Source organism: Baaleninema simplex PCC 7105 (genome assembly GCF_000332355.1).
Taxonomy (GTDB): Bacteria; Cyanobacteriota; Cyanobacteriia; order Cyanobacteriales; family Geitlerinemataceae; genus Baaleninema; species Baaleninema simplex.
In genome coordinates, this window is the sequence record NZ_KB235958.1 from 1,089,179 (window position 1) to 1,113,382 (window position 24,204).

A 24,204-nucleotide genomic window follows, 5' to 3' on the forward strand; every position below is an offset into this window, starting at 1 on the left:
GATTATCAATACTTATCTGGCGTTATCTTTATATACTCTAAACCTTTTAATTTCAGACGGGGGATCGCTCGCTTAAGTGTCCGACTCCCGGCAAACTGGCCAGCGGGCGCACTTCGAGGAGGCGATCGCTCGTCTCCCGATGAATTTTGCCGTTAGTAGCCAGAAGTCTCCCCGAGGTCACCTCCAGCGGCGAACCGTCGTAAGCCGTAACGCGTCCGCCCGCTTCTTCAACGAGAACGATTCCGGCTGCGATATCCCAGGGGGACAAGCCCCGTTCCCAATATCCATCGAGACAGCCACAGGCCACGTGCGCCAAATCCACAGACGCCGATCCGCTCCGTCGAACCCCCTGCGTCAGATGGGTCAAATAGCAAAATTCCGCATAGTTATTATCGTCGGTTTCCCGGCGATCGTAAGCAAAGCCCGTTACCAAAAGACTTCGAGCCAGGGAGTCCGTCGTCGAAACCCGCATCGATACGCGATTTCGAGTCGCCCCCAATCCTTTCGCAGCGCGAAACAGCTCGTCAGTGGCGGGATTGTACACCACCCCCACTGCTGGTTTTCCCTCGATTAACAGTCCCACCGACACCGCAAACACGGGATATTGATGGGCGTAGTTCGTCGTCCCGTCGAGGGGATCGATCGCCCACAGAAAGGGACTAGCTTGCCGGCCGAGATTGCCCGATTCTTCCGCTAAAATCCCGTGTTCGGGGACGTGGCGGCGTAACACCTCGAGAACCCGAGCTTCGGCTGCCTTATCCGCCGCCGTCACCAAATCTCCCGAGCGTCCTTTTTCCTCAACGCCGTCGAGTTTGCCCCAATAGGATTTCAACACCGCGCCTCCAGCCAGGGCAGCTTCCGTCGCAATATCGAGAAAAACGGGCAGGCGATCGAAACGATTTACACTCATCAGACTTTAACGCTTAAAATTTACCGGATCTCAACTCGTTCACACCGTCTGAGACTGACGCCACTTCCACAAGCAGGCCGACATCCAATTGGTCAGCACGTGAACCACGATCGGCAGCAAGAGGTTGCCGGCCAGCAACGCACTCCCCCCTAACACGAGACCGACGACCGTTGCCCAAATCGTGTACGGCCACTGCTTTGCGTTGCTCAAGTGAAGGGCGCCGAAACACAAACTCGAGAGCGTCAATCCCACAGCGTTCGAGCCTAGGGCGGGCAACATGACGCCGCGAAACAGCAGTTCCTCGCTCATACCCGGCAGCAAGCCCAACCACAGCAAATCCGGCCAAGTCAGGGGTGCGATGACCAGTTCCAAATAGAATTGAGCGCTTTGGCGATACGCCGGCCACAGGCGATAGAGCAGAGAACTTGCGGCTACGATCGCCACACTCAGCCCAGCACCCCAGGCGATCGCGCTCGGACTCCAGTATAAAGGGAGTCGTTGAACTGTCCCAAATCGCAGCCACAATTTAGCTACGGCCAGCAGCACGATGGCCGTGATGCCCATAGCGATTAAAATTTGGGTGCGAGTCAGAGATTCGGTCTCGGGCGGAGGGGAACGACGGTCGGTCACGCTAAATTAAGAAAGTGGACGGCTCGGGGACAGATGGGGGCTTAGGGCGGCGGGACTAATCCCCGCGCGGTGGGCGACTAACGCCCCCAACGCCTCCAGATAAGAATTGACGGTAATCGCTCGAATTCCTAGGGCGGCTGGCGGAACCCGCATCTGCGTTTGGTTGTTGCGAACTGCCACGATTCGCGCGGCAGTCTGGCTCAAATTTAGGATAGCACTGCCGCCACAAGCGGTTTCGGGAACCACGATCGCATCAATATCGCGCGATCGCACGATTCCCTCCTCGCCGGTCGAGGCGTCTGCAAACTGGGGGGCGCGACTCAACCCCACCAGCACGCAGGGTAAAAAAGTATAGCCGAGTTCTTCGGCCGCTGCCCGAGGGGACACGCTGGGGTCGGCGGGAAGCGGAGAGAGAGCGGGGGCGTGGGCGGCTGGAATTTGGAACTGACGCACCACCAAATGACTGATAACGGCTTCGGCCCCTGCGATGGGATCGACGCCTTGTCCGCTGCGGTAGCGATCGAAGGCGTCGCCACTTTCGTCGGGGAAGCGGGCCACGATAGCGATCGCTTCGGCTCCAGCGCGATCGATCGACCGTTCTGCGGCTCGTAGCAAGCTATCGGGGTTGTCGAGAGTTCCCCAGCTAGCACCCGCTTCCGACGTTCGGAGGCTGACGCCCAACGGCTCGTCTGTGACGACGTAATCCGTTAAATCCAGTCCCAAAGTCGCACGGGTGGCGTCGGCGGCCTGAAGGTGGCGCAATCGCAAATCGGGTTCGATCGCTTTATCCAAAATCAAACCCACCCGATTTTGATGCACCGGGCGAAGTCCCCAGCGTCCGGCGGCGAACTGGTCTAAGCCGTAGCCTTCAACGTAGGAGACGTTCGGTTGCGACCAGTACAGTTGAGCGCCGTTGAGGACGTTGGGGTGAGTAATCAGGCGATCGCACACCTGGGCGATCGCGCGGGCGACGGGAATGGCATCGCCAGCATAACCGCCAATCTCGGCACCGATTCCCGTCGGGACGAGAGCGACAACGGTATAAGGTCGGGTCACGAACTCAAGCGTTTCGATCTTGCGTGACCACAGCTTCGACTTTCGCTTTACCCGTTTCGGGGTTTGTCTCCGTCACCGCCCACCGCAAGGGTTCGCCGCGTTTTTCTAGTTCCGCTTCGATGTCCTGGTGCAGTTGCTTCGGAGATTCCGTTAAATCGATTTCGGCAGTAATGAAATGTGTGGTCATGGTTTTTTGAATAGGGAACAGTGTTTCAGTCACCAGTCACCAGTCACCAGTCACCAGTGAAGACGGGGAACAGGGAACGGGGAACAGGGAACGGGGAACAGGGAATCGGGAACAGGGAACGGGGAACGGGGAATCGGGAACAGGGAACGGGGAATCGGGAATCGGGAATCGGGAACAGTATCTCCCCCTCTCCCCCTCTCCCCCTCTCCCTTTCTCCCCCTCTCCCCCTCTCCCCCTCTAAAACTAAGCGGGTTGAGAGAACTGACGTCGATACACTTCGTCTTCCTTGTTGGTGGCGACCTTCAAGTCAGAGCGCGGATAGGACACGCACAGTAGCGCGTACCCTTCCTCTTGCAGTTCCGGGCTGATTCCCATCCCGTCTCCTTGTTCGACAGTACCTTCAATGATTTGCCCGGCGCAGGTGGTGCAAACGCCAGAATAGCAGGAACTGGGGAGATCGATGTTCGCGTCGTGGGCGGCTTGGAGAACCGTGACGTTTTCCGGAACTTCGATCGTGTGGCTTTGACCTTCGTGCAGGATTTCGACGGTGTACGTTTTAGGCATAGTTCGGTGCGATACTCCTTGGAAACGTTTCGGTGTGGGGCAGCTTTATCGCGATTGAGTGATAGATACAGTCTTTTATTCTTTCACAAAATTCGGATTTGCGACGGCGTTCGGACGAGAGAACACCATCAGATGTTGGTTGGGGAGGCCGTCGAAGGTCTCTCGCCACTGCAAGCCCACCGCTGCCATTTCTCGTTTGACTTGCTTTTGAGTCATTTTATGCAGTCTCTTGATGGGAATTAAAGGATTTTCGCCGCGATACTCCAGCAAAACCACTCTTCCGTCCGGCGCGATCGACTTAACGACTCGTTCCATCATCTCTCGCGGCCACTCGAATTCGTGGTACGCATCCACCATCAACGCCACGTCGATGCTAGCTTCGGGGAGATTGGGATGGGTCGCGGTTCCCAAAATGGGTTTGACGTTTTCGACACCGTTCTCGGATTTGAGCAGAACCGTCGCGCATCCTACGATTCTACCGTCAGGTGAATCGTTAGTTAGCGGCGGGCAACAGTGTACTATTATTGAATTAGCTGAGTACGGCACTATTACCCGCCAGAATAAGAACTCTGGAGTACCGGGTAGATACAAGACCTGCTCGGTAAGGTACAGCTAAACCTGTAAGTCCGGTATCGCCCGATTGTTAAAAGTAGGGAGCCGGTCAAAAGTTGGTATGGCATTGTCGATAATCACTTAAACTCACGAGCGGAAACGACTCGGAGTGCGGTCAAGGCCAAAGTTCCTGACCGTAGGCGAGAGCGCCGCCTATCTTGGACAACTGTAGCTGCTCCGTAGGGGAGAGTGCCGGACAAGGAAGCCGCGATTCTACTGCTTAGCAGTGAATCGTCGGAGCGTTCACGAATTGAATAAAGTCGAGCATTTCCGGTTGTACGTCAACGGCGTAAACGAGTCCTTCAGGAACTTGTTTGGCAATCCGAAAGCTGAAATAGCCGGTTCCTGCACCAATGTCGGCAACGATATCGTCGGGCTGGAGGTTGAGGGCTTCGATCGCGCGATCGGGACGTTCTTGACGCTGGCGATCGCTTCGTTCGAGCCACAATAATTCTGAATGTCCCATAACTTTGGCAATTTCGCGCCCCCGATAAAATTTGCCGATGCCATCGGGACTGTGAAGGCTACGATATTCGTAAACGCCATCTTGGGTAACGGTGCCGAGAGGAATTCGGCTACAACTTACCAGGTTCAACGCAATCGGCAGCAGTAACAGGGCGATCGCGATCTGTTTGAAGACTTTGTTGAAACAAGCCATCTTTTTAAAAGTTTGGGAACACAAGAGCTTTTCTCGAATTGGTAACAGTTGAATACAAAATTTTCTGTATTTTATATTACGTTCTACATTTTATAAAATAACCTTCAAAAATCGTAATTTACTTGAATAAAACGCATTAATATTCTTCTAAAATCGCGAAGATAATTGTTATTTGAATCAATTTGAGACCCTCGAAAAACGGAACCCTGGCAGAAATTTGCCGATCTTTCCCTGTAGCCGAGAGACGACACCCGTTAGAATGTAAAGAACGCTTTACATTTGAGTAGCGATCGAACGTTAGGAAGATCTCATGCCACATACCATCGTCACCAACACCTGCGAAGGCATTGCCGACTGCGTGGAAGCTTGCCCTGTCGCCTGCATTCACGACGGTCCCGGCAAAAATACCAAAGGTACCGATTGGTACTGGATCGATTTTGCCACCTGCATCGACTGTGGCATCTGTCTGCAAGTTTGCCCGGTCGAAGGGGCGATCGTCGATGAAGAACGCCCCGATCTACAAAGAACGCCGCAATAGTTCCTCGCGATCGCTCTGCTTCTTCAATTCTGCGGCGCGTTGCGAGCGAGTATCCTTTCCGGAGTACGTCCGACTGCCGAATCGGGTGGCAGTCGTCAAATCCCATCGCACAACTGACGCTCCTCTGAGCTGAGGTTCGGATTCGTGGCTAAGTAGAATCCGTTCCCAATCCCACAACCGTACCGTGCGATCGTCGCCGCCAGAGACGATCGCTTGACTGTCAGGACTGGAAATAACGTCCCAGATGACGCTTTCGTGGCCGCCCAGTGTCATCAACGGAATACCATCACTGCACCACAGCTTTGACATCCTCACCGTCCTTTCAGGGCGGTGAGGATGTCAATGTGACTGGCGATCGACGAGCGTAACTGACCCTCGAGCGTCCACAAGTTCAACCGTCCGTCTTCGCTGACTTGCGGTGGGCAATCGTTAAAACGCGGTAGGTTCGCTTTCCTGATAGAAAACTAAACCTACCGCACCAGCGATTTTCAGACAACCCCATCGAGAATTCTCTTTAGGCTGAAAGCATCGCCGTTAAGCTCGAAGCACAAGCCGTTGTCTTAGCGGCGCTTCATGTTTTTCGCCATGTTCCGAAACATATCCATGTTCGTGTCGGTTTTGGCCGTGCGCCGCTGGAAGTCAGAACTGCTCGAGGACGTACTCGATTGGCTCGCACTCGTCGAAGACGGGGTGTCGGGAGCGTAATCGCGCTCTTCCATCGCTGAAACCTGACGGACGCGTTCGGTAGGACCGAGGCTTGCACCTTTGATGGTCGGGAACGTCCGGCGGATTTGCCGTGATTTCCGCATATAGTCGATGTCGCCCAAGGTCTTGGCGTCGTCCTGATTGAGAAAATAGGCTTGCGAGGAACCTTCCGATTTCACGGTTTGTTGTTCGGGCTGCTTTTTACGGCCGAACAGCCCGCGAATGAATCCAGTCATGTGCTTACCCTACCCAGCTTTGTGTGTTTTTATTACGTTATATAAATAATAGCAAAGATTAAACCCGATACACTCATAAATGCGATCGAACGATCGATCGGTTGGCTCGGATGCGATCGCCTAAATTCTCTTGTGTCGTACCTCTCACTCCCACTCGACTCGATCGACATCCGTTCGATATGACTGAATCAATTATTAAGAATTAATACGATTTTTAATTTTTCGCAACAAATTACGAAGAACGATGACGCCTGAAGTCAGCCGTATCCGACGAGCATTCCTGCGGAAATCGCTACGGCTAAAATGAAGTGAGTCGATAGTACCGTCCCCACCAGAAACTAAACCGCCGTGCAGTCAGACTTAGAAGGCTTAGAGCTGAGTTACGGAGAACTAAAACGCTTAAGTGGCATCGATCCCTCAGAGGTCTTTCGAGCGAGCCTGTTACGGAATCGAAGAACGAGACTCCAGTTTTTCCTGCAAGAACTTCTCACGGGATTGGCCCTCACCCCGCTGCTCGTCGGATTTGTCTACCTGTTTCTCATCCGTCCGGTGTTAGGTAACTCCCTCGTCGCTGCGATCGCGTGCTTAGTCGTCATGCCGTTTCTCATCGTAGGAGGGCGTTGGCTGTGGCGACAGTCTACCACTCCCGCGACCTTGATGGCGCTCCTCGAAGATGTCGATCGCTATCACGCCACCCTCAAAGCCATCGAGATCGGCGATCGCCTCTCCGACAGTCCCCCCCAAAATAACTCAGAACGCCAAGCCCTTCTGAGCGCCTTAAAACTCACCCGAGACGATCTCGTCCGCGCTCTCAAAACTGAGCGCATCCTCCGCGAAAACCGCGATTTCCTCGCCAACAGCCCCGAACTTTTTACCAACAACCTCACTGCCCTCAAAGCGATCGAAACCAACCATCAAGCCGGTGAATACGCGCGATTTCTCCACGATACTCTCCAAATCGGCATCGGAGTCCGCGAGGAAATGGAAAAACTGCAACGGGAGAAGGGGTGATGGGGAGCTTCTTTCGTAAAAAGGGAAGAGAGAAGAGAGAAGAGGGAACAGGGCTTAGTGGTGCAGAAAAGTCCTGAAACCCTTGTTAGAACAGATATCGCCGTATTAAAGGGTTGGCCGCAAAATCCCAGATCGGTAAATGGTTGCCGGAGATCCCCGGCATCTTGGAGATGCCGGGGATCTGGCTCGAGTCTCAATACAGATTTTATGTCTTTTGTCAATCCTAGATCTCGAAAAGTTTTCTGCACCACTTAGGGGAACAGGGAAGAGGGAACAGCGAGGACAGGGTACAGGGAAGAGGGAACAGCGAGGACAGATAACAGTTTTTCGGTCGTGCGGCACTCTAATGATACCGATCGGTCACAATCCTTTCGTGGCAAGGATTCAAAAACTAAAGTAGGGTGTGCTGAATAAAACTGAAACCTTTATGAAACAAGGACTTTAAGGGAATCGATCTCAAACAAATCCCGAGTTTTCGGCCATGATGGGGCTAAAATTCGGGAGAAAATCGGGAGCCGCTCGCATTCCTCCGCCTCCGATACCCTGTTCCCTATTCCCAGATCCGCTGTTCCCTTCCCTCACCTTAACGTTAATACTTTTTCGGCAAGCCCTAAAGTAGCATTACTCCTCATTCTGACGCGGCGGATTCTGCCAAAATCTGCGCTTGTTCGACTAAACGCATAAACTCGGTGCGATAGCCTTCTGCATCTTCTCCTCGGGAATTGCGGGCTAAGTCTAACGTCTCTTCCCAAGTGGCATCGCCTTTGTAACTCGAATCCCGTAACAACATTCCGAATTCTGCCACCGACGCGGCGAAGCGAAAATCGTCGGAGGTGGCATCGAGGCGAATTCCTTTATCGAGAAGCGGTTGGGTAATTAACTCCGATGTGTCGCCGTCGGGTTCTTTGTACCGCAATTTCACCAACATCAACTCGTCACTGTCGGCGGCTTCGGGCGAAACTTCCGTATCTTGGTATCTCAAATCATCGACATCGGGAAGGTTGACGTCAGTTTCTGCCCCGACGGGAATCACTTCGTACAACGCCGTGACGGAATGCCCCGCCCCCAATTCTCCGGCGTCTTTGGTATCGTCGTTAAAGTCGCGATCGCTCAACAGGCGGTTTTCATAGCCGATTAATCGATACGCCAAGACTTTACTGGGGTTGAATTCCACTTGAATTTTGACATCTTTGGCGATCGTCAGCAGGGTTCCCCCGATTTCGGTGACTAACACCTTCTTGGCTTCTAGCAAACTGTCGATATAGGCGTAATTTCCGTTGCCGTGGTTCGCCATTTGTTCCATTTTGGCATCTTGTAAATTGCCCGTTCCGAAGCCTAAAACTGTTAAAAAGATGCCGTTGTCTCGCTTGTTTTCCACCAAACGCACTAACGCCCCTTCGCTGGAAACGCCGACGTTGAAATCGCCGTCGGTAGCGAGAATCACGCGGTTGTTACCGTTTTCGATAAAATTCTCTCGGGCGAGTTCGTAGGCTTTTTCGATGCCTTCTCCGCCAGCGGTGGAACCTCCGGCTTGTAATTGGTCTAAAGCATTGAGGATAGTGTCTTTTTCGCTTCCGGGGGTAGGCGGAAGAACCACACCCGCAGCCCCGGCGTAGACAACGATCGATACGCTGTCGGATTCGTCGAGTTCGTTGACGAGAAGGCGAAAGGCAGATTTGAGTAAGGGGAGTTTGTCGGGTTGTTCCATGGAACCCGAAACGTCGAAGAGGAAGACGAGGTTACTCGGGGGGAGGTTTTCGGTGTCTACCTCTTGCCCTTGTAACCCGATTCTGACGAGTTTGTGGCTGCGATTCCAGGGGGCTTCGGAGACTTCGGTATCGATCGCAAAGGGAACGTCGCCTTCGGGTTGGGGGTAATTGTAGGAAAAATAGTTAATCAGTTCTTCAATGCGAACGGCGTCTTTGGGGGGGAGTTGCCCCATTTCCAAAAATCGGCGAACGTTACTGTAGGAGGCGCGATCGACATCGATCGCAAATGTCGAAAGGGGTTGCGATCGCACCAGTTGAAAGTCGTTTTCTTCAATGGGGTTGTAATCCTCCCGGTTGAAGTCTTCGGTTTCGGCGATGGGGGCTTCTGAGGCTGTTGTTCCGGCTTCTTCCGTTGCTCTATCGTAAGAGGAGAATTGCTGACGTTCGAGGGTTTCTGAGTACTCCTGTCCTCCGCAACCGACGAGACTCTGTAAGACAACGATCGCACTTAAGACGAAAATGGGTTTGAAACGGGCGGACATAATGCGTTTACCTCCAGTTGCGATCGCCTCCATGCCAACGCTAACACGGGAATTTATCAACTGTCTCGACGGTTACGGTTTGTGAAACCGCGAAAATCTCAGGGGCGATCGCCTGCGGTAAAATCGAACTCTAGACCAATTCTCTACGCGATCGAAACACCATGCCTTACATCGGAGTGCGCGGCGTCGAACATTATTACGAATGGATTCCCGACTCGCCCCCGTCTGGAAACAAACCCGTGTTGGTGTTTTTACATGGTTGGGCGGGTTCGGCGAGATATTGGCGTTCGACGGCGGCGGCGTTGGGCGATCGCTTCGACTGTTTGCTTTACGATATGCGAGGATTCGGGCGTTCTCGGCTTCCGAAATCCGTGAGTCTCGATTACGAATTGGAAACCTACGCCGACGATTTGGCGGTGTTTTTGGACGAAATGGGACTCGATCGCGTTTCTCTCAACGCGCATTCGATGGGGGCGTCGATCGCGACGTTATTTCTCAATCGCTACCCAGAACGGATCGATCGCGCCATTCTCACCTGTAGCGGCATTTTTGAATATAACGAAAAGGAATTTACGACGTTCCACAAATTCGGAAAACTCGTCGTTCAGTTTCGTCCCAAATGGCTGGCGTCGATTCCTTTAATGGATCGAATTTTTATGGCACGTTTCCTCAAACGCGAAATTCCCTCGACAGAACGTCGCGCGTTTTTGGCGGATTTTTTAATGGCAGATTACGAGGCGGCGTTGGGAACGATTTATACGTCGGTGAGTCAAAAAGCGGCTGAAACGATGCCCGGTGAATTTTCTCAGGTTCGGGTTCCAACGCTGTTGGTTTCGGGGGAATTCGACCAGATTATCCCGGCTAAAATGGGACAAGAAGCGGTTGAGAAAAACGAAAGTAAAATTATTCAATACGTGATGCTTCCCAATACGGCGCATTTTCCCATGTTGGAAGACGCCCCGAATTATTTAAAAATCGTCCGCGAATTTCTCGAAGTTTAACAGTTCGCGATCAATTACTCAGTAGGGTTTCTCAGCAAGTGGCGACTTCCCAGCGTTTTTTTTGGAAAGGGCGAGATCCCCGGCATCTCCGAGATGCCAGGGATCTTATTAAGTGAAGTCAACACTCACAATGCCTAATCGTGTTTCCACAACAACCGCAACGCAATCAAGGCAAATCCCAACGCTGCAAAACCTTTGAGAAGCTGTGTCGGCAGCAGTTGCGCGACGCCTTCCCCCGCGAGAACGCCTAAAAAACTCGCCAAAAGTAACGCCCCCGCCGTTCCAAAAAAGACGGCTTGAGGCGATTTAGAACTTCCGCTGAGGGCGATCGCTGCCAGTTGGCTTTTATCGCCAAGTTCGGAAATAAAAACTGCGAAGAACGTCAATCCTAGTAAGTTCAAATCCATTTGTTTTCTCGAACGTTAAAACTTAGAAGTCTTCTCAAATTCTTGCGAAACGTTAGGTGTAAATCGTTTCACCTAGCAGCAAAATGGAAATGAAAATGAGGAGAACGGCGGCGAGAGTTTCGATCGTGTCTTCCGACACGCGATTGGCTAACCAACGACCGAGGAGAACGCCGATTAAACTGGTGAGGACGAGGGCGGAACCCGCACCGAGAAACACTACCCAAGGCGATTTCGATTCCGCCGTCATTAACAATGTGGTGAGTTGGGTTTTATCCCCCATTTCAGCAAGAAAAATGGTGAAGAAGGTGGAACCGAAGACGGTCACAGCCGATCGCGAAATTCCGTTTTTCGGCGTTTCGGAGGATTGGGGGGCGTCGGTGGTGGGTTCGGGAGTCGGGGTCGAGGTTTTCACGGGTGATGGCTGCGATCGAAAACTTCAAGTGTTGTAACACTTGTTGTAATTTTACAAAGAATTGGGTAATTTGGCTTAGCGAGGGCGCAGGATGCGAGGGATTCCCACAGCACGATCGAACTTTAACCGTTCTAAGCTGCGATCGCCATAAATGTCGTCGATATGTTCCCGACAGCATTCGATGGCGAATTCGTTTAAGTCCTGGCGATCGATCCCGTAGCGACGTTCGTATTCCTCGGCGTCAACTCGACAGAATGCGGGGCGATCGTCGTAAATCCGACATTCTCGGGTTTGGCGATCGAAATTGCGACACCAACCGTCGGATTCCACGAGGCTGAGATACTGTTGGAGTTCGTCAGCGGTTAGATAATCTTCTAAATCCGGTCGTTCGTCCGGGGCGAGGTAGCAACACGCTCCACATTGTTTGATACATTGCCAGGTAGCCACGCGATCGCTCTCCTAGGGTCGAGGGTCTATATCGAGCTTAGCGGGTTTTCGCCGTCTCTGTCGCAGCGGTTCCGGGGGAGGAGAGACGGAATCCTGGGAAAATCTGGGGGCGATCGTCATTATCTTTCGATTTTTTGTATAGTTTTGTAAACTTTATTAAAATCCGACGGGGCTAAGCCAGTAAGATGTTAAACGGCATTTACAGCGATTTATAATTTAGCCCTGTTTCGTCCGATTGGGAGAACTCTATGGAAGCTTTAGCATCAATTAACTGGGAACCCATTATTCAATTAACGCTGGTGGGTCTGATCGTGGTCGCTGGTCCTTTGGTGGTTTTCGTTCTCGCCTTTCGAGGCGGCGACCTCTAAAACGGTCTTTACATTTATCGTTCTGTTCCTCCACCTTGGCTCGATCGACTTGTGCGATCGAGCTTTTTCCGCTATCGGCAAGACAAACTATAAAATGGAGGAACACTCCTTGAGTGCGATCTCCAAATCACGCAATACCAAAATTGCACTCTGAGTTCCAAGGATCTCGATCGTGATGTGTATCGTCGATCGAGTTAATCAACTGAATTCTATCAAATCTGGGATTACCATTCAAAACATAAACCCAATACTCTAATTATATCATTTATCATTTTCTATTGAGATCCGTTTTTGTATCTTGCGGAATTTGCGGATTTCTTTGAGTTCAAGAACGTCATATCAAGTCATCCAATGACTAAACCGACTATTGCCAGAATCGAACAACTCAAGGTCAAAAATTATCGCGCCCTTCACAATCTCGAACTCAGAGACATTACACCGCTGACGGTCTTTCTCGGTCCCAACGGTAGCGGCAAATCCACAATATTTGACGTATTTGCCTTTCTGTCGGAATGCTTTCAACTCGGTCTCCGACGTGCCTGGGACCGACGCGGACGCTTCCGCGAACTTCGGACGCGAGGTGCAACGGGTCCGATTTCCTTTGAGTTAAAATACCGCGAAAACGATCGAACTCCGCCGATTACCTACTTTTTGGCAATCGAAGAAAATCAACGAGGTCCTTATATTGCGGAAGAATGGTTGCAATGGAGGCGCGGAAAACGCTTCGGCGCACCGTTTAAATTTCTCGACTTCAAAGAGGGTAAAGGTCGAGTGATTAGTGGTGAAATGCCAGAAGAACAGGACGAACGCATTTCACAAGAGTTAGATAGTGCCGATATTTTAGCAGTCAATACCCTCGGACAATTTGCTAGCAATCCTCGCGTTAGTGCTTTGCGACGATTTATTAGTGGCTGGTATCTATCTTATCTCACCATCGATACCGCACGGAGTACCCCTGAAGCCGGTCCCCAGGAACGCTTATCCGAAATCGGAGACAACCTACCTAACGTCATACAATACCTCAAAGAACAACATCCCGAACGGCTCGATCGCATCCTTAAAACCCTCGTAAGACGCATTCCACGTCTCGAACGCATCGACGCCGAAATGATGTTGGACGGACGACTTCTGCTTCAAATTAAAGATGCTCCTTTTCAACAACCTATTCTGGCAAAATTTGCCTCTGATGGCACTCTTAAAATGCTATCTTATCTAACAGTTCTGTACGATCCCGATCCGCCTCAACTCATCGGAATTGAAGAACCTGAAAACCATCTCCATCCCCGTTTGCTACCCGAACTCGCTGAAGAGTGTCGAACGGCGTCCGGTCAAAGTCAACTGATGGTTACAACCCATTCTCCTTATTTCGTCGATGGCTTGCGTCCTAACGAACTTTGGGTACTGTATCGCGACGAACGCGGTTTTACACAAGCGAAAAGAGCTGCGGATATGCGTGGAGTCTGCGAAGCAATTGATAACGGTGCAACGCTGGGAAACCTTTGGATGGAGGATTTTTTTGAATTTGGAAATCCTTTAAAAAATCATGGTACACCGAGAATTTAAAAAATAGAATTTAAGTAATTCTAAAACGTGAATTTGGTGTTTTCTAAAAAGGCAAGTTGACGCAAAAATTAACTCATGTCGGTTCATATCGAATTTTTAGTAGAAGAATACTCGGCTGAAGTGGCTCTTGAAAATTTACTTCTGAAGTTTTTGCCCGAAGATGTAACGTTTCAAATTCATGCTTTTCAAGGGAAACGCGATCTTCTCAAAAAACTCCCCGATCGCCTCCGAGGATATCGTGCTTGGATACCCGAAAATTATCGTATTGTGGTGTTGTGCGATCGAGATAACGATAACTGTTTCGATTTAAAACAGACCTTAGAACAGCAAGCTATTTTATGTGGTTTTACTACGAAAAGTAATTATCCAAGCGATGACTTTGTCGTTCTTAACCGTATTGCGATCGAAGAACTCGAAGCCTGGTTTCTCGGCGATGCGGATGCTATTACGAAAGCTTATCCTAAGATTCTGCCTAAATTTGCGACTCAAAAACGCTATCGACACCCCGATGAAATTGTGGGAGCTTGGGAAGCTCTTGAAAAATTATTGCAAAGTAAAAACTATCATCCCGGTGGATTGAATAAAGTAGAAGCGGCTCGCGCTATCTCGAAAGAAATGCAGCCCAATTTGAATCGATCGCCCAGTTTTCAATGCTTTTTTTCTGGGATAAAATTAATTTTAAAAACAGATAATTTGTAACCCCATTTCCAAAAAAATGGGGTTAATTTTTGAAGGAACTTTTTCGATTTTTAACTAAACTTGCAACGCTTGCATGGCTACTTTAATTAAATCGAAAAAACGCTTTTGTCGAACGTTGACCGTTTTCGCATCCTCGCGACTCGTTCCGAGTAACCCCGTTCCACTACCCTGTCGAACCGCGAGAACTTGACCGCGATCGTTGCGAATTCGGAGTTCTTTTCCATTTTGGAGTTCGTACAAACCGCATTGATATACGCGATCGCGATAGTCGAATTTGGCAATTTTGGGCGCAGACGGTTGAGGTTTGGGCGCTGGCGTTTCGGTTGTCGAATCGTCTACGCTTGCTTTTTCCGAGTTTGAATCTTCCGAGGGTAACTCTTCCGCAGTCGAATCTTCAAAAGTTAAGTCTTCAGATTTGGGAACTTCTGAAATTGCATCGTCTATGCTTACCTCTTCCGAGGTCGAATCTTCAGAAGTCGAAGCTTCAGAGGTTAAATCTTCAGATTTTGAAAGTTCTGCGATCGCCTCTTCTTTTTGTAACTCTTCAGAAGTCGAAGCTTCAGAGGTTAAATCTTCAGATTTTGAAAGTTCTGCGATCGCCTCTTCTTTTTGTAACTCTTCAGAAGTCAAATCCTCAGAGGTCGAATCTTTCGAGAGGGATTCTTCAGATTTTAAATCTTCCAAGATGGAATCGTCTACGCTTGCTTCTTCGACATTGACTGATTCAGAGGGGGACGGTTTCGCATCTGCCGTCAATTCCACCCCATCTGGAAGTCGCGCCCCGACGATTTCAAGTTCGATCGCCCGTTCGCCGCTCCAGTTATTTTCCCGTAGCTTGTAGGCTAAATCCACCCGCGTTGGCAGCGGAAAATAATCCCCCCAACGCCACGCGATCGCCTTTTTCTCCGTGCCGTTCTCGTCGGCGACGGTTAACTTCAAATGTCCTTTTCCTACGATTCTCTGTTCCGCGACGCGCAGGTTATGCGTCCAAAAGACTGGTTCCGGGTTGCCGATGCCACAGGGATGCAAGCGATCGATCTTTGCGTATAACGTCGAATTCGCCCCCTCTAACTCCAGATGGCTGTCGATCGTCACGCGGGGTTTGAGATGATGCGGTTCCAAACACTGACAGGCGAACTCACTCAAGCGAGATCGAAATGCCTCGAGATTTTCCTCGGGTAGCGAAAACCCACCCGCCGCAGGGTGTCCGCCGTGTTTCGAGAGTAAATCTTTGCAGTATTCCAACGCCTCGAAAACGTTAAATTCAGGGATTCCCCGCGCCGAACCGCGAACCTGCTGCTTTTCCTCATCTTCGTAGGTACAAATAAACACCGGAACCCCGTACCGTTCCACCAACCGCGACGCGACGATCCCGATGACCCCGTGATGCCAACCGTCGGAAAGGGGAACCAGAATCCGCGTTTCCAACAGGTCGATTTCCGAAGTTTCGCACCATTCGATCGCTTCCCGTTCGATGTCGTGGCACATCCCCTGACGGGTTTGATTGATTTGTTCGCACTGCATCGCCCGTTCTAGGGCAATACCCGTATCGTCCGTCGAAAGTAACTCGATGACCAACTGAGGATCGCCGATGCGTCCGACGGCGTTGATCCGAGGTCCCAAGCGAAAGCCGATCGCGTCCGGTTTCAGAGCTTTCTCGCCCTTTTCCGTGGTTCCCGACACTTGCATCAACGCCTGAATTCCAGGAATCGTCGAGTGAGGCAGCAATCCCAACCCCTGTTTGACCCAATGGCGGTTGACCCCCGACAGCGGCGCGAGATCGGCGATCGTTCCCAAGGTCAACAGTTCTAACAGGGGCAACCGTAACTCGTCGAGATGTCCCAACTGTTCGGCAACGTGCATCGCCAACATATACGCCACGCCCACCCCTGCCATGCCGCGATAGGGGGAATCGGCGCGGGTCATTTTCGGGTTGAGAATCGCGCTGGCCAGGGGAATTTCCGGCGGTAAGTCGTGGTGGTCGGTCACGATGATTTCCATCCCCAATTCTCGGGCTTCTTCGACGGGATCGTGGGCGCTAATGCCGTTATCGACGGTGATAATGAGACCGACGCCTTTTTCGTGGAGTTCGCGGACGATGCGGGAGTTGATGCCGTAGCCGTCCGTCATGCGGCTGGGAATGGCATATTCGACGTTGGCGCCGCAGGTTCGCAACGCCCGCAGGAGTAAGGCGGTGCTGGTCATGCCGTCGGCGTCGTAGTCGCCGCAAATGGCGATGAGTCGTCCGGCTTCGCGCATTTCCCGAATGAGGTCGTAACTGATGCCCAAGTCGGGGAAGTCGTCGATAAACCGAGGCAGTTCGAGGGTTTCGGGATTTAAGAAAATTTGGGCGCTTTCGGGGGTATCGAAGCCGCGATCGATCAGGACGCGGGCAAGAACTTCGGGGAGATCGAGGGTTTGGGCGAGTTCCCGAGTGCGATTCTCTTCGGGATCGTGGAGATGCCACCGTTGGGGTGGGAGTTTTGGGGTGATGGAAAAGCGGGCAGGAGCGCGATCGAGCATTGAGGCGTTGGGGTGGCGTTAATGTTCAGACTTATCACACTGGCTGTCTGGCTTCAATAGGCTGCCTTGGAAAATCGGGTTCACCACAGAGGCACGGAGGACACAGAGAGACACAGACAGGTCGGGTGTGTTTTGGTGTCGATCGAGCTTTGGGGTTTTGCCAACAGCCTGAATTCGCCGGAAGCACCGTTTCACAACACCCGACACAGAGAACACAGAGAGACTGAGAGAGGATATCGATCGCGTTTGAGATCGAACGGGGGCGACTTTGGGGTATAGTAGTAAGTCGCCTTGGATTTAGACTGGGTGGGGGCGTCACGTCCCCGAATCGGTCGATATCAGGCACAAGAGACGGCATCGATCGCCCTCGCTGCGACGGTTGGTTTGAGGGGCGATCGAACGTTCACTCCTTGCTTCGGGCGGTTGGATTCGACGGCTCGAACGCCACTGTGACCATTTCGACGGCTCGAACGCCACTGTGACCATAAGGACTGATTAGGACAGATCATGAAAGAGTTTATCTACGAAACGATGTACATCCTGCGCCCCGACTTGGGAGAAGAGCGCACGGATATCGAAATCGACAAGTATCGCACGCTGTTGGAAGAAAACGGCGCTCAAAACCTCGATATTCAACACCGGGGTAAACGCCGTTTGGCTTACGAGATTGAAGACCATCGCGATGGTGTTTACGTTCAAATGAACTACGACGCGCCGGGAGATGCGATCGCGAAACTCGAACGCGCCATGAGAATGTCTGAAGAGGTGCTGCGCTATCTGACGGTGAAGCAACCTGTCGTTGCAGCCACCGCTGAAGGCGGCGACGAGGAAGAGTAAGGCGATCGATCTCGACTCGTTGTCTCGACGAAATCTTGACAGTGAAAGCGCCAACTTGCGATAATAGGAAGTTGGCTCTTTTGTTTCAGCTCGGAACGGGTCGCACAAAAGCACAGTATCGCAAAGCCATAGCGTCGCAATGCGATCTGGCTACCCCTACGGCAATTTAGAAAGGACGGTTTGATGACTTACGCAATTATCGAAACTGGCGGAAAGCAGGTCATGGTAGAACCCGGTCGGTTCTACGATGTGGAACTGTTGCATGTGGAACCCGGCGAAGCCGTGACCATCGATAAGGTTCTGTTCGTTCGCCACGAAGACGACGCCCACGTGGGACAACCTTGGGTTGAAGGCGCTACGGTGGAAGGCAAGGTGTTGGAACACCGCCGGGGTCGCAAGGTAATCGTCTACAAGATGCAGCCGAAGAAGAAAACCCGCAAAAAGCGCGGTCACCGTCAGGAACTCACGCGGTTGGCGATCGAACGTATCAGCGTCAACGGTACGGTCTTGGCTCAAAGCAATGCCTTCGAGGAAAGCGCTTTGTCCGCCGAGCCGACGGAACTGGTGGCTGAGGTTGCCGAAACTACGGCAGAATAAGAGATCGCGATCGCCGATCGCTCCGTGAAATGTCGCGGTGAGATTTCACGGGAATTGGTTGTTTGTCGAAAATCCAAATTGAGGAGAAACGATGGCTCACAAGAAAGGAACCGGTAGTACTCGTAACGGTCGCGATTCTAACGCTAAACGCTTGGGCGTCAAGCGTTACGGCGGCCAAGTGGTTAAAGCGGGTAACATTTTAGTCCGCCAGCGCGGTACAAAAATTCATCCCGGCACGAACGTCGGTATCGGACGGGACGATACGCTGTTCGCTCTGATCGATGGAATCGTGACCTTCGAACACAAAACCCGCAGCCGTAAAAAAGTCAGCGTTTACGCCGAAGCTGACGCTTAAACAGACCGTTGCCTGTTTTCCAAACGGTGCGTTAAGGTATCTTGACGCACCGATTTTTATATGAATTTTAGGGGAAATTGGAGCGAGCGATCTCGAGGAGATCGCCACAGAGTTTCGACAGCGGGCGATCCCCACGTTTCAGATAGTTTCCGTTGTCGAACCTGGATGTTAGAAAACGATCGCGGACAGTGTAAATTTCGCTACCAAAATTTAGCAAGATTTGCTACAAATATTCCAGCTCGTTTCAATACAGCCGTTATTAAGCCTGTCAGATTGCAGGTTTAGGAGAGGTTTGAGTCAATGGATTGCAGAAACGTTCGTTATTGCGATCGCAAATCCGAAATTAACGTTTACCAAGTCAAAGCCCTATTCGATCTCGCCGCGTTTTGGGCAGCCGAGCGCCGCCTCGAAGACCTCGAAATCGCGATCGCCAACAGCGAACCCGTCATTACAGTTTGGGACCGCGATCGCTTAACAGGATTTGCCCGCGCCACCTCCGATGGAATTTACCGCGCTACCATTTGGGACGTCGTCGTCCATCCCGAATATCAGGGATTGGGTATCGGTCGTAAATTAGTCGAAACCGTATTGAGCCACCCTCGCGTCAACCGCGTCGAACGGGTGTATTTGATGACGACCTACCAACAGCGATTTTACGAACGCATCGGCTTCGAGGAAAATTCGACGACGACGATGGTGCTGCACAACACGCCCCTCGTCAGTCCACTTCCGAGACCGGACGTTCCCGTGGGAGCGAGTATTGAATCCGACTGACCCAGTCTCGACGATCTCCAGGGGGATCGAGAACCGTTAAATCCCCCTGCATTAAGTCGAGTAAAGCGCGATCGACCAGTACCGTAAGCCCCCAAGATAGCTGAGGAAGCCCCGCACGGGGATCGCAATCGGGAAGCGGCGATCGCATGAAATCGACCGGCTCGTTCCACACCTCGAAGGGACAAGACGAATCGAGCCAAATGTTGACCGTGCGATCGCCCGCCTCGACAGACAAGCGCAATTTTCCGTACTCCACGCGATCGAATACCGTCTGAACGCCGTGAACTAAAACCTGTAACAACATTTTGAAGTCGGCCGAAACCCGCACGTCGGACTCGGGCATTACAATTTGAAAATCGTGATTGTGGTTGGCCGCTTGCAAGTACAACAGTTCGCGAATTTCTTCAAAGAGATCCGACAGGCGCACCATATCGAGTTTGAGGGGAGCGCGTCCCTGTTCGGCACGAGCGACTTTGAGAATCGTGTCGAGCATTGCCACCATTTTGAGAGCGGATTCGTGGGCTTTGCCCAAAAAGTCTCGTTCTTCTTCGGGACTTTCGCACAGGTCGGCCAAGATGAGTTGGAGCGCTCCGATCGAGCCGTTGAGCGGCGATCGCAGTTCGTGGGAAATTCGCGAGAGAAATCCCCCTTTGAACTGACCGAGTTCGACCGCGAGGCGATAGTTCAACTGCCAGTCCTGCAACTCGCGACTGAGACGTTCGTGACTGCGCTCGAGGCGATCGCAGCGTTCGACTAACGCTGCAACGCGGCGTCGCAAATCTCGATCTTCAATCCCGTCTAAATCCTCGGGCGTCAGAGGAACGTCGCGACTGGGACTTGAAGAAGGTTTGCGTTTCATCAAAACCTCCTTTGTGGATACCCCGCTTGAAATCTGTGATTCAAGCGCGGGAGGAACAAAACGCGGGTCGAGTGGGGTTCGATGTTCCCAAGACCAGCAAATTCGTGTTGGGGGCGAGCAACTGCACTTTAGAAGCGCTGAACTGTCCGAGCCGTTTCCAGTTAATGTCGCTGACAGACACCTGACGAGCATTATCTCCAGAGACCCATCCGAGATATTGGCGTCCTGCCCTGGACGCCCGAACGAAGTCGCCTTTTCTGAATCCGTGCCGGGTGACGGTTCCGCCATACTTGCGACGCGTTCCACCCTTGGCGGGTTGCAGAAGGTGCAACTGTCTCCGACAGATGGGAGGACGGCGAATCACTCGAAACAGTGCGGGAGTAATGCAAACACTACCCTTCCACCGATGTCCGCGAACGTTCGTTCCGTGGAACGACTCATATCGAACGAACTGAGACGACGCCAGGGCGATGCCGTCTACCGCATGGGATTCTGGCGAGGCGTCGTCTTTGTTGCCGGACTTAACCAACCCCAGTTCTCGTCTGAGGTTGGCAGTTTTCCAGCCCTGCAACTGCACCACTGGGGCGATTTCTTCCATTTCTCGGATCGCCCAACGCTGCCCCACCATTACGGGAGAAAAACCCCTCCCCGAACGAGCCTTTCGCCGTCCGCTGGTTCGATCGACATCCGCTCGAACGTATTCCCAGACGATGGTAGAAATGGGAAAAATTGCTGCCAGTTCCCTAACAACTCGTAATTCGAGCTGTCGGTTAGCTCGGATACTCGGTGGGAGTTTGTTTTGGCAACGGTTGTTAAACCGCGATGAGCGGTGGTTGCGAAACTTAAACGGCACGTTGCGGTTGCGGTTAATGCGACGAGAGCGGCGCGTACGTCGCATCGTGCGTCGCTGCTCCATTCGCTTCTTGACCGTCTCGAACGGCAAAATCAGATGTGCCATGAATAGGGTGGCTTTAGCCGATTGCACGGCCACACCCGAAAAGTGCTTGCCGGGGTCTACTCCAACCGCCACTTCTTGGGTTTGGGTGTTGCTCGGATCGACGGTGAGTCGAACGTAAAACACTCCGACATCTGACCATTTTTTGACAGCTTTTCCCTCTTTGAGCCAACGCCTCACCCGACTGGGTTTTGTGGGCATCAGAGGAACGCCTTCTTTTGAAACTACAGGGACTCGCATCTAAGATAATTCTCCTTTTGGGAGTGTTTGCCTCTTCGACCACAGCTATCAAGATGTCCTGTCTGACAGCGCCGAGCGACTTCTCGGCTTGGAGCGGGCAGAACGAGAGGAGTATTTTGCCGTCCGTTCCAGATAACTGCTCTGAGGTCTAGTCAATGCTTACGATGAAGGATGAGACCCCTCATGCCCCGATTGGACTGCCTGGCAGTCAATCGTGGGTCATTGACAGACTCTTCTGGGGTTGCCGTCTCGAAGGTGACGAGTGACGCTCGCCCGAGCGATCACACCTCTTCTTTTACTCTACTGCTACAACGCGATCGCGCCCTGTCGAAGAACCTGCCAACCTTCTCCCGTCCATTTAGCCACAGTCGAAGGCAACCCCGAGGCCGACAGGGGCGCGTCGGCGTTCGGAGACAGGACGCAAATTTCCTCGAAGGCCGTATCGATGTCCGCCGCATCCGTCAAAGGAGGTTCCCCGGAACGGTTGGCGCTGGTGGTGGCCAGAGGACCGGTGGCAGCCAGGACGCGACGGGCGATGTCGCAGTCGGGGACTCGCACGCCGATCGTTGTGGGGTCGGTGGGGTTCATTTGTGGCGGTAGCTTCGGTCCGGCCGGTAAAACGAGGGTTAGCGCACCGGGCCAGTGTCGGCTGACCAAGGCGTCCCACTGTTGCCGTTCGGCGTCGCTTCCGGCCACGTAAGGCCAGAGGTCTTCAGCTCGAGATCCCATCAGGATCAGGGGTTTGGTGGCTTGGCGCTGTTTGAGGGCGAACAGGTCGGCCGCCCGATCGGGACGCACGGCGAGGGCGGGAACGGTATCGGTGGGAAAGCTGGCAATTTTACCAGAGCGCACGCCCTCGACGAGGGCATCGAAGGAAACCAAGGTCATCGGGACAGTTTATCGAGACAGTGTGTTCGGCGAATCTCTCGATTTTAGCGGAGGTTCGCGTCGAAATACGCTAAGACGAAGCGATCGATCCCTGCAAAATCCGCGATCGCCCGGACGTTTCGATAACACCCCAGCGTCTCTAACAGCGATCGCACGGCTTCGGACTGACCGGCCATATGTTCGACCAGCCAAATTCCCCCGTCGGCTAGGTAGTCCGGGGCAGTTTCGGCTAAATGGCGCAAGGCGTCTAAGCCGTCCCGTCCGCCATCGAGGGCGAGGTGGGGTTCGTGGCGTCTCACTTCCGGCTGTAACGTTAAAACTTCCTCGCTGGGAATGTAAGGCGGGTTGGACACCAGACCGCGCACCTGCCCTTCAAACGGCGTCAGCGGCTCGAACCAACTCCCATGAAGCCAGCGCACGCGATCGCTCGCGCCACAGCGTTCGGCGTTGGCTCGCGCCACGGTCAGAGCGTCTTCACTGGCATCTACGGCGACGATAGAGGCATCGGAAAAGGCTTCGGCGAGTCCGAGGGCGATCGCCCCGCTTCCCGTGCCGAGATCGACCCAAATTCCGCCGCTATTGTCCTCGGCGGCCGTCTCGGCGATGTCGATAATCGCTTCGGTTTCGGGACGGGGAATCAGAACGGCTGGGGAAACGAGGAGGTCGAAGTGCCGCCAGGGGACGGTTCCCACGAGGTACTGTAGGGGAACGCGATCGCTCGAGCGGCGAGTCCACAAGCGATCGAGATCTTGGAGGGAGCAGCCGAGGGTGACCGTTTCGGGTGGTTTTCGCGCTCCCAAGTGCAAGGTCAGGCGATCGATGCCAGCTCGGTGGTGCAGCAGCCAATCGACCTCATCAGGGTCGATCCCCACAGCTTCCGCGTCTTGGCGAGCTTGCGATCGCCACACCCACAGATCGCGTCCCACAGTGAGGGTCGGCTTCGGATCGGAAACAGAAAAACCGGACATCTCGAATTTCGTAGGAATTTCCGTTTAGTTTTCCGGCGTGGCGGCGGGAGGTTCTACGGGAGTCCCGTTCCCCGATCGATCCTGCATTTCCTGAATCACGTTTTCCATCAGCTGAGCCGATTCGCGGGTGGGAATCAGCACCAGTTGTTCGTAGGCGGCATCGTTTCCGTCTTCGAGGATCATGCGATCGATCAGCGTTTCGAGTTGTAGGACTTGCGTGTTGACGGGTTCGCCAAGATCGGCCTGTTGGATGGCGTCGTTCAGGTCGTCGCGATCGAAAAACAGCGGTACGAAAGCTTCACCGTTCCGTTGAATGCTTAAATATCGTTGGTTTTCGCCATCTCCCACCGTCGCCGCAAACAACGGAACGCCTGGGAAAATATAAACGATTTCGCCGTTTTGTCCTTCAACTTCGATCAAGTCCGAGGTTCGTTCTTGTTCTTGCAGCAGCGACACCGCCGCGTTCATTTCTTCGCGAGGGGGAATGTAGGCAAACTCGAGAGATTCGTTATCTTCGCCCGCCGTTTCGGGGTTGGCGTCCTCAGTGTCGAACTCCTGTTCCATCATGTAAATATCTGCCATTGACGTGAGCGTCACGCGCAGTTCGTCTTCGAGGTCGGGACGTTGAGAGGCGATATCTTCTGCGGCTTGTTTGGCGTCCTCGAGGTCGAAAAAGACCCGAACGAACTGTTGGGGTTGGCTTTGATTTTGGGCGTTGGGGACGGCATCTAAGAAAAAAGCGCCGTCGTTGTTTGTAATGGTGAAAACAGGAATCGTTGCTAGTTTTTCTAGCACTTCTTCTTCAGACAAGGCTGAAGCCGGTAAGGTCGGAACCAGCGATCCCAGTAACGTTCCTCCCATTAAGCCCAAGGCGGCGAGCCAACGAACGATAGATTTCATAAAAACTCCTAGTAGGGGTTAGCGTGACAAACAGCGCGACCGACTCGCACAGT

29 protein-coding genes are annotated in these 24,204 nt (G+C 52.6%); 10 read left to right on the top strand and 19 right to left on the bottom strand.

The window, feature by feature from the left end; genetic code table 11:
* Window positions 1–52 precede the first annotated feature (52 nt).
* From GEI7105_RS0106730 to GEI7105_RS29425, 7 genes are all read right to left on the bottom strand, one after another.
* A complete protein-coding gene (locus GEI7105_RS0106730; protein ID WP_017659711.1) occupies window positions 53–910 on the bottom strand; it encodes an inositol monophosphatase family protein in 858 nt (285 codons plus the stop codon).
* 39 nt (window positions 911–949) lie between these two features.
* Window positions 950–1,540 (bottom strand): CPBP family intramembrane glutamic endopeptidase, encoded by a 591-nt coding sequence (locus GEI7105_RS0106735; RefSeq protein WP_017659712.1) that lies wholly within the window; start codon window positions 1,538–1,540, stop codon window positions 950–952.
* A 6-nt stretch (window positions 1,541–1,546) separates the two neighbouring features.
* Window positions 1,547–2,596, bottom strand: a complete 1,050-nt coding sequence (locus GEI7105_RS0106740; protein WP_017659713.1) for a DUF3326 domain-containing protein — start codon at window positions 2,594–2,596, stop codon at window positions 1,547–1,549.
* A gap of 4 nt (window positions 2,597–2,600) precedes the next feature.
* Entirely contained in the window at window positions 2,601–2,783 is a 183-nt protein-coding gene (locus GEI7105_RS0106745; protein ID WP_017659714.1) for a DUF8621 family protein, read from the bottom strand.
* Window positions 2,784–3,026: 243 nt separating this feature from the next.
* A complete protein-coding gene (locus GEI7105_RS0106750; protein ID WP_017659715.1) occupies window positions 3,027–3,347 on the bottom strand; it encodes a 2Fe-2S iron-sulfur cluster-binding protein in 321 nt (106 codons plus the stop codon).
* Window positions 3,348–3,422: 75 nt separating this feature from the next.
* Window positions 3,423–3,758, bottom strand: coding sequence for a class I SAM-dependent methyltransferase (locus GEI7105_RS29420; protein WP_192816686.1), 336 nt, complete (start codon window positions 3,756–3,758; stop codon window positions 3,423–3,425).
* 421 nt (window positions 3,759–4,179) lie between these two features.
* Entirely contained in the window at window positions 4,180–4,617 is a 438-nt protein-coding gene (locus GEI7105_RS29425; RefSeq protein ID WP_071591981.1) for a class I SAM-dependent methyltransferase, read from the bottom strand.
* A gap of 310 nt (window positions 4,618–4,927) precedes the next feature.
* Here GEI7105_RS29425 and GEI7105_RS0106765 point away from each other — a divergent pair, with 310 nt between their 5' ends.
* On the top strand, window positions 4,928–5,155 hold the full coding sequence (locus tag GEI7105_RS0106765; RefSeq protein WP_017659716.1) for a ferredoxin family protein: 228 nt from the start codon (window positions 4,928–4,930) through the stop codon (window positions 5,153–5,155).
* On the opposite strand, the gene GEI7105_RS0106770 is transcribed toward GEI7105_RS0106765, so the two are convergent.
* The gene (locus tag GEI7105_RS0106770) at window positions 5,135–5,464 is read right to left on the bottom strand and encodes a hypothetical protein (RefSeq protein WP_083862332.1); all 330 of its coding nucleotides are present in this window, start codon (window positions 5,462–5,464) and stop codon (window positions 5,135–5,137) included. The two genes, GEI7105_RS0106765 and GEI7105_RS0106770, sit on opposite strands and share 21 nt — an antisense overlap.
* 251 nt (window positions 5,465–5,715) lie before the next feature.
* Entirely contained in the window at window positions 5,716–6,096 is a 381-nt protein-coding gene (locus GEI7105_RS0106775) for a hypothetical protein (protein ID WP_017659718.1), read from the bottom strand.
* Window positions 6,097–6,444: 348 nt separating this feature from the next.
* On the opposite strand from GEI7105_RS0106775, the gene GEI7105_RS0106780 reads away from it, so the two are divergent.
* Entirely contained in the window at window positions 6,445–7,107 is a 663-nt protein-coding gene (locus GEI7105_RS0106780; RefSeq protein ID WP_017659719.1) for a hypothetical protein, read from the top strand.
* A 628-nt stretch (window positions 7,108–7,735) separates the two neighbouring features.
* On the opposite strand, the gene GEI7105_RS0106790 is transcribed toward GEI7105_RS0106780, so the two are convergent.
* The gene (locus GEI7105_RS0106790) at window positions 7,736–9,418 is read right to left on the bottom strand and encodes a vWA domain-containing protein (protein WP_245555386.1); all 1,683 of its coding nucleotides are present in this window, start codon (window positions 9,416–9,418) and stop codon (window positions 7,736–7,738) included.
* A gap of 101 nt (window positions 9,419–9,519) precedes the next feature.
* Here GEI7105_RS0106790 and GEI7105_RS0106795 point away from each other — a divergent pair, with 101 nt between their 5' ends.
* On the top strand, window positions 9,520–10,359 hold the full coding sequence (locus GEI7105_RS0106795) for an alpha/beta fold hydrolase (protein WP_017659722.1): 840 nt from the start codon (window positions 9,520–9,522) through the stop codon (window positions 10,357–10,359).
* A 134-nt stretch (window positions 10,360–10,493) separates the two neighbouring features.
* Here the strand turns inward: GEI7105_RS0106795 and GEI7105_RS0106800 are convergent, their stop codons facing one another.
* From GEI7105_RS0106800 to GEI7105_RS0106810, 3 genes are all read right to left on the bottom strand, one after another.
* Complete coding sequence (locus tag GEI7105_RS0106800) at window positions 10,494–10,766, bottom strand: TMEM165/GDT1 family protein (RefSeq protein ID WP_017659723.1); 273 nt, start codon at window positions 10,764–10,766, stop codon at window positions 10,494–10,496.
* A gap of 52 nt (window positions 10,767–10,818) precedes the next feature.
* Entirely contained in the window at window positions 10,819–11,178 is a 360-nt protein-coding gene (locus tag GEI7105_RS39735) for a TMEM165/GDT1 family protein (RefSeq protein ID WP_017659724.1), read from the bottom strand.
* Between the two features lie 75 nt (window positions 11,179–11,253).
* Window positions 11,254–11,625: a YkgJ family cysteine cluster protein gene (locus GEI7105_RS0106810; protein WP_017659725.1), complete on the bottom strand. Its 372-nt coding sequence runs from the start codon at window positions 11,623–11,625 to the stop codon at window positions 11,254–11,256.
* Window positions 11,626–11,873: 248 nt separating this feature from the next.
* On the opposite strand from GEI7105_RS0106810, the gene psb30 reads away from it, so the two are divergent.
* The 3 genes from psb30 (at window position 11,874) to GEI7105_RS0106825 (ending at window position 14,255) form a co-directional block, all read left to right on the top strand.
* A complete protein-coding gene (psb30, locus tag GEI7105_RS34505) occupies window positions 11,874–11,993 on the top strand; it encodes a photosystem II reaction center protein Ycf12/Psb30 (protein WP_017659726.1) in 120 nt (39 codons plus the stop codon).
* A gap of 351 nt (window positions 11,994–12,344) precedes the next feature.
* A complete protein-coding gene (locus tag GEI7105_RS0106820; protein ID WP_017659727.1) occupies window positions 12,345–13,556 on the top strand; it encodes an AAA family ATPase in 1,212 nt (403 codons plus the stop codon).
* A 75-nt stretch (window positions 13,557–13,631) separates the two neighbouring features.
* Entirely contained in the window at window positions 13,632–14,255 is a 624-nt protein-coding gene (locus GEI7105_RS0106825; protein ID WP_017659728.1) for a DUF4276 family protein, read from the top strand.
* 54 nt (window positions 14,256–14,309) lie between these two features.
* Here the strand turns inward: GEI7105_RS0106825 and recJ are convergent, their stop codons facing one another.
* Window positions 14,310–16,778 carry a single-stranded-DNA-specific exonuclease RecJ gene (gene recJ / locus GEI7105_RS29430; protein ID WP_017659729.1) on the bottom strand — a complete coding sequence of 823 codons (2,469 nt, stop codon included), beginning with the start codon at window positions 16,776–16,778 and terminating at the stop codon, window positions 14,310–14,312.
* A 507-nt stretch (window positions 16,779–17,285) separates the two neighbouring features.
* Between recJ and rpsF the strand changes: the two genes are divergently transcribed.
* From rpsF to GEI7105_RS0106855, 4 genes are all read left to right on the top strand, one after another.
* Window positions 17,286–17,615 (top strand): 30S ribosomal protein S6, encoded by a 330-nt coding sequence (gene rpsF / locus GEI7105_RS0106840; RefSeq protein ID WP_017659731.1) that lies wholly within the window; start codon window positions 17,286–17,288, stop codon window positions 17,613–17,615.
* A gap of 183 nt (window positions 17,616–17,798) precedes the next feature.
* Window positions 17,799–18,212, top strand: a complete 414-nt coding sequence (rplU, locus tag GEI7105_RS0106845; RefSeq protein ID WP_017659732.1) for a 50S ribosomal protein L21 — start codon at window positions 17,799–17,801, stop codon at window positions 18,210–18,212.
* A 91-nt stretch (window positions 18,213–18,303) separates the two neighbouring features.
* The gene (gene rpmA, locus GEI7105_RS0106850; RefSeq protein WP_017659733.1) at window positions 18,304–18,567 is read left to right on the top strand and encodes a 50S ribosomal protein L27; all 264 of its coding nucleotides are present in this window, start codon (window positions 18,304–18,306) and stop codon (window positions 18,565–18,567) included.
* Window positions 18,568–18,867: 300 nt separating this feature from the next.
* Window positions 18,868–19,341, top strand: coding sequence for a GNAT family N-acetyltransferase (locus GEI7105_RS0106855; protein ID WP_017659734.1), 474 nt, complete (start codon window positions 18,868–18,870; stop codon window positions 19,339–19,341).
* On the opposite strand, the gene GEI7105_RS29435 is transcribed toward GEI7105_RS0106855, so the two are convergent.
* From GEI7105_RS29435 to GEI7105_RS0106880, 5 genes are all read right to left on the bottom strand, one after another.
* Window positions 19,286–20,200 carry a sensor histidine kinase gene (locus GEI7105_RS29435; RefSeq protein ID WP_017659735.1) on the bottom strand — a complete coding sequence of 305 codons (915 nt, stop codon included), beginning with the start codon at window positions 20,198–20,200 and terminating at the stop codon, window positions 19,286–19,288. The two genes, GEI7105_RS0106855 and GEI7105_RS29435, sit on opposite strands and share 56 nt — an antisense overlap.
* Before the next feature lie 40 nt (window positions 20,201–20,240).
* On the bottom strand, window positions 20,241–21,395 hold the full coding sequence (locus tag GEI7105_RS0106865; RefSeq protein WP_017659736.1) for an RRXRR domain-containing protein: 1,155 nt from the start codon (window positions 21,393–21,395) through the stop codon (window positions 20,241–20,243).
* 306 nt (window positions 21,396–21,701) lie between these two features.
* Window positions 21,702–22,283, bottom strand: coding sequence for an L-threonylcarbamoyladenylate synthase (locus GEI7105_RS0106870; protein ID WP_017659737.1), 582 nt, complete (start codon window positions 22,281–22,283; stop codon window positions 21,702–21,704).
* Window positions 22,284–22,327: 44 nt separating this feature from the next.
* Window positions 22,328–23,251 (bottom strand): peptide chain release factor N(5)-glutamine methyltransferase, encoded by a 924-nt coding sequence (prmC, locus tag GEI7105_RS0106875; protein WP_017659738.1) that lies wholly within the window; start codon window positions 23,249–23,251, stop codon window positions 22,328–22,330.
* Between the two features lie 24 nt (window positions 23,252–23,275).
* On the bottom strand, window positions 23,276–24,151 hold the full coding sequence (locus GEI7105_RS0106880) for a Tic22 family protein (RefSeq protein ID WP_017659739.1): 876 nt from the start codon (window positions 24,149–24,151) through the stop codon (window positions 23,276–23,278).
* Between the last annotated feature and the right edge of the window lie 53 nt (window positions 24,152–24,204).

Excerpts from the sequence above, each read along its gene's own strand:
- GEI7105_RS0106770 (WP_083862332.1), bottom strand. The coding sequence starts at position 5,464 with ATGTCAAAGCTGTGGTGCAGTGATGGTATTCCGTTGATGACACTGGGC.
- GEI7105_RS29425 (WP_071591981.1), bottom strand. The coding sequence starts at position 4,617 with ATGGCTTGTTTCAACAAAGTCTTCAAACAGATCGCGATCGCCCTGTTA.
- GEI7105_RS0106825 (WP_017659728.1), top strand. The coding sequence starts at position 13,632 with ATGTCGGTTCATATCGAATTTTTAGTAGAAGAATACTCGGCTGAAGTG.
- psb30 (WP_017659726.1), top strand. The coding sequence starts at position 11,874 with ATGGAAGCTTTAGCATCAATTAACTGGGAACCCATTATTCAATTAACG.
- rplU (WP_017659732.1), top strand. The coding sequence starts at position 17,799 with ATGACTTACGCAATTATCGAAACTGGCGGAAAGCAGGTCATGGTAGAA.
- rpsF (WP_017659731.1), top strand. The coding sequence starts at position 17,286 with ATGAAAGAGTTTATCTACGAAACGATGTACATCCTGCGCCCCGACTTG.
- GEI7105_RS0106765 (WP_017659716.1), top strand. The coding sequence starts at position 4,928 with ATGCCACATACCATCGTCACCAACACCTGCGAAGGCATTGCCGACTGC.
- GEI7105_RS0106775 (WP_017659718.1), bottom strand. The coding sequence starts at position 6,096 with ATGACTGGATTCATTCGCGGGCTGTTCGGCCGTAAAAAGCAGCCCGAA.
- recJ (WP_017659729.1), bottom strand. The coding sequence starts at position 16,778 with ATGCTCGATCGCGCTCCTGCCCGCTTTTCCATCACCCCAAAACTCCCA.
- GEI7105_RS0106870 (WP_017659737.1), bottom strand. The coding sequence starts at position 22,283 with ATGACCTTGGTTTCCTTCGATGCCCTCGTCGAGGGCGTGCGCTCTGGT.
- rpmA (WP_017659733.1), top strand. The coding sequence starts at position 18,304 with ATGGCTCACAAGAAAGGAACCGGTAGTACTCGTAACGGTCGCGATTCT.
- GEI7105_RS0106745 (WP_017659714.1), bottom strand. The coding sequence starts at position 2,783 with ATGACCACACATTTCATTACTGCCGAAATCGATTTAACGGAATCTCCG.
- GEI7105_RS29435 (WP_017659735.1), bottom strand. The coding sequence starts at position 20,200 with ATGAAACGCAAACCTTCTTCAAGTCCCAGTCGCGACGTTCCTCTGACG.
- GEI7105_RS0106865 (WP_017659736.1), bottom strand. The coding sequence starts at position 21,395 with ATGCGAGTCCCTGTAGTTTCAAAAGAAGGCGTTCCTCTGATGCCCACA.
- GEI7105_RS0106820 (WP_017659727.1), top strand. The coding sequence starts at position 12,345 with ATGACTAAACCGACTATTGCCAGAATCGAACAACTCAAGGTCAAAAAT.
- GEI7105_RS0106730 (WP_017659711.1), bottom strand. The coding sequence starts at position 910 with ATGAGTGTAAATCGTTTCGATCGCCTGCCCGTTTTTCTCGATATTGCG.
- GEI7105_RS0106880 (WP_017659739.1), bottom strand. The coding sequence starts at position 24,151 with ATGAAATCTATCGTTCGTTGGCTCGCCGCCTTGGGCTTAATGGGAGGA.
- GEI7105_RS0106795 (WP_017659722.1), top strand. The coding sequence starts at position 9,520 with ATGCCTTACATCGGAGTGCGCGGCGTCGAACATTATTACGAATGGATT.
- GEI7105_RS0106800 (WP_017659723.1), bottom strand. The coding sequence starts at position 10,766 with ATGGATTTGAACTTACTAGGATTGACGTTCTTCGCAGTTTTTATTTCC.
- GEI7105_RS0106750 (WP_017659715.1), bottom strand. The coding sequence starts at position 3,347 with ATGCCTAAAACGTACACCGTCGAAATCCTGCACGAAGGTCAAAGCCAC.
- prmC (WP_017659738.1), bottom strand. The coding sequence starts at position 23,251 with ATGTCCGGTTTTTCTGTTTCCGATCCGAAGCCGACCCTCACTGTGGGA.
- GEI7105_RS0106855 (WP_017659734.1), top strand. The coding sequence starts at position 18,868 with ATGGATTGCAGAAACGTTCGTTATTGCGATCGCAAATCCGAAATTAAC.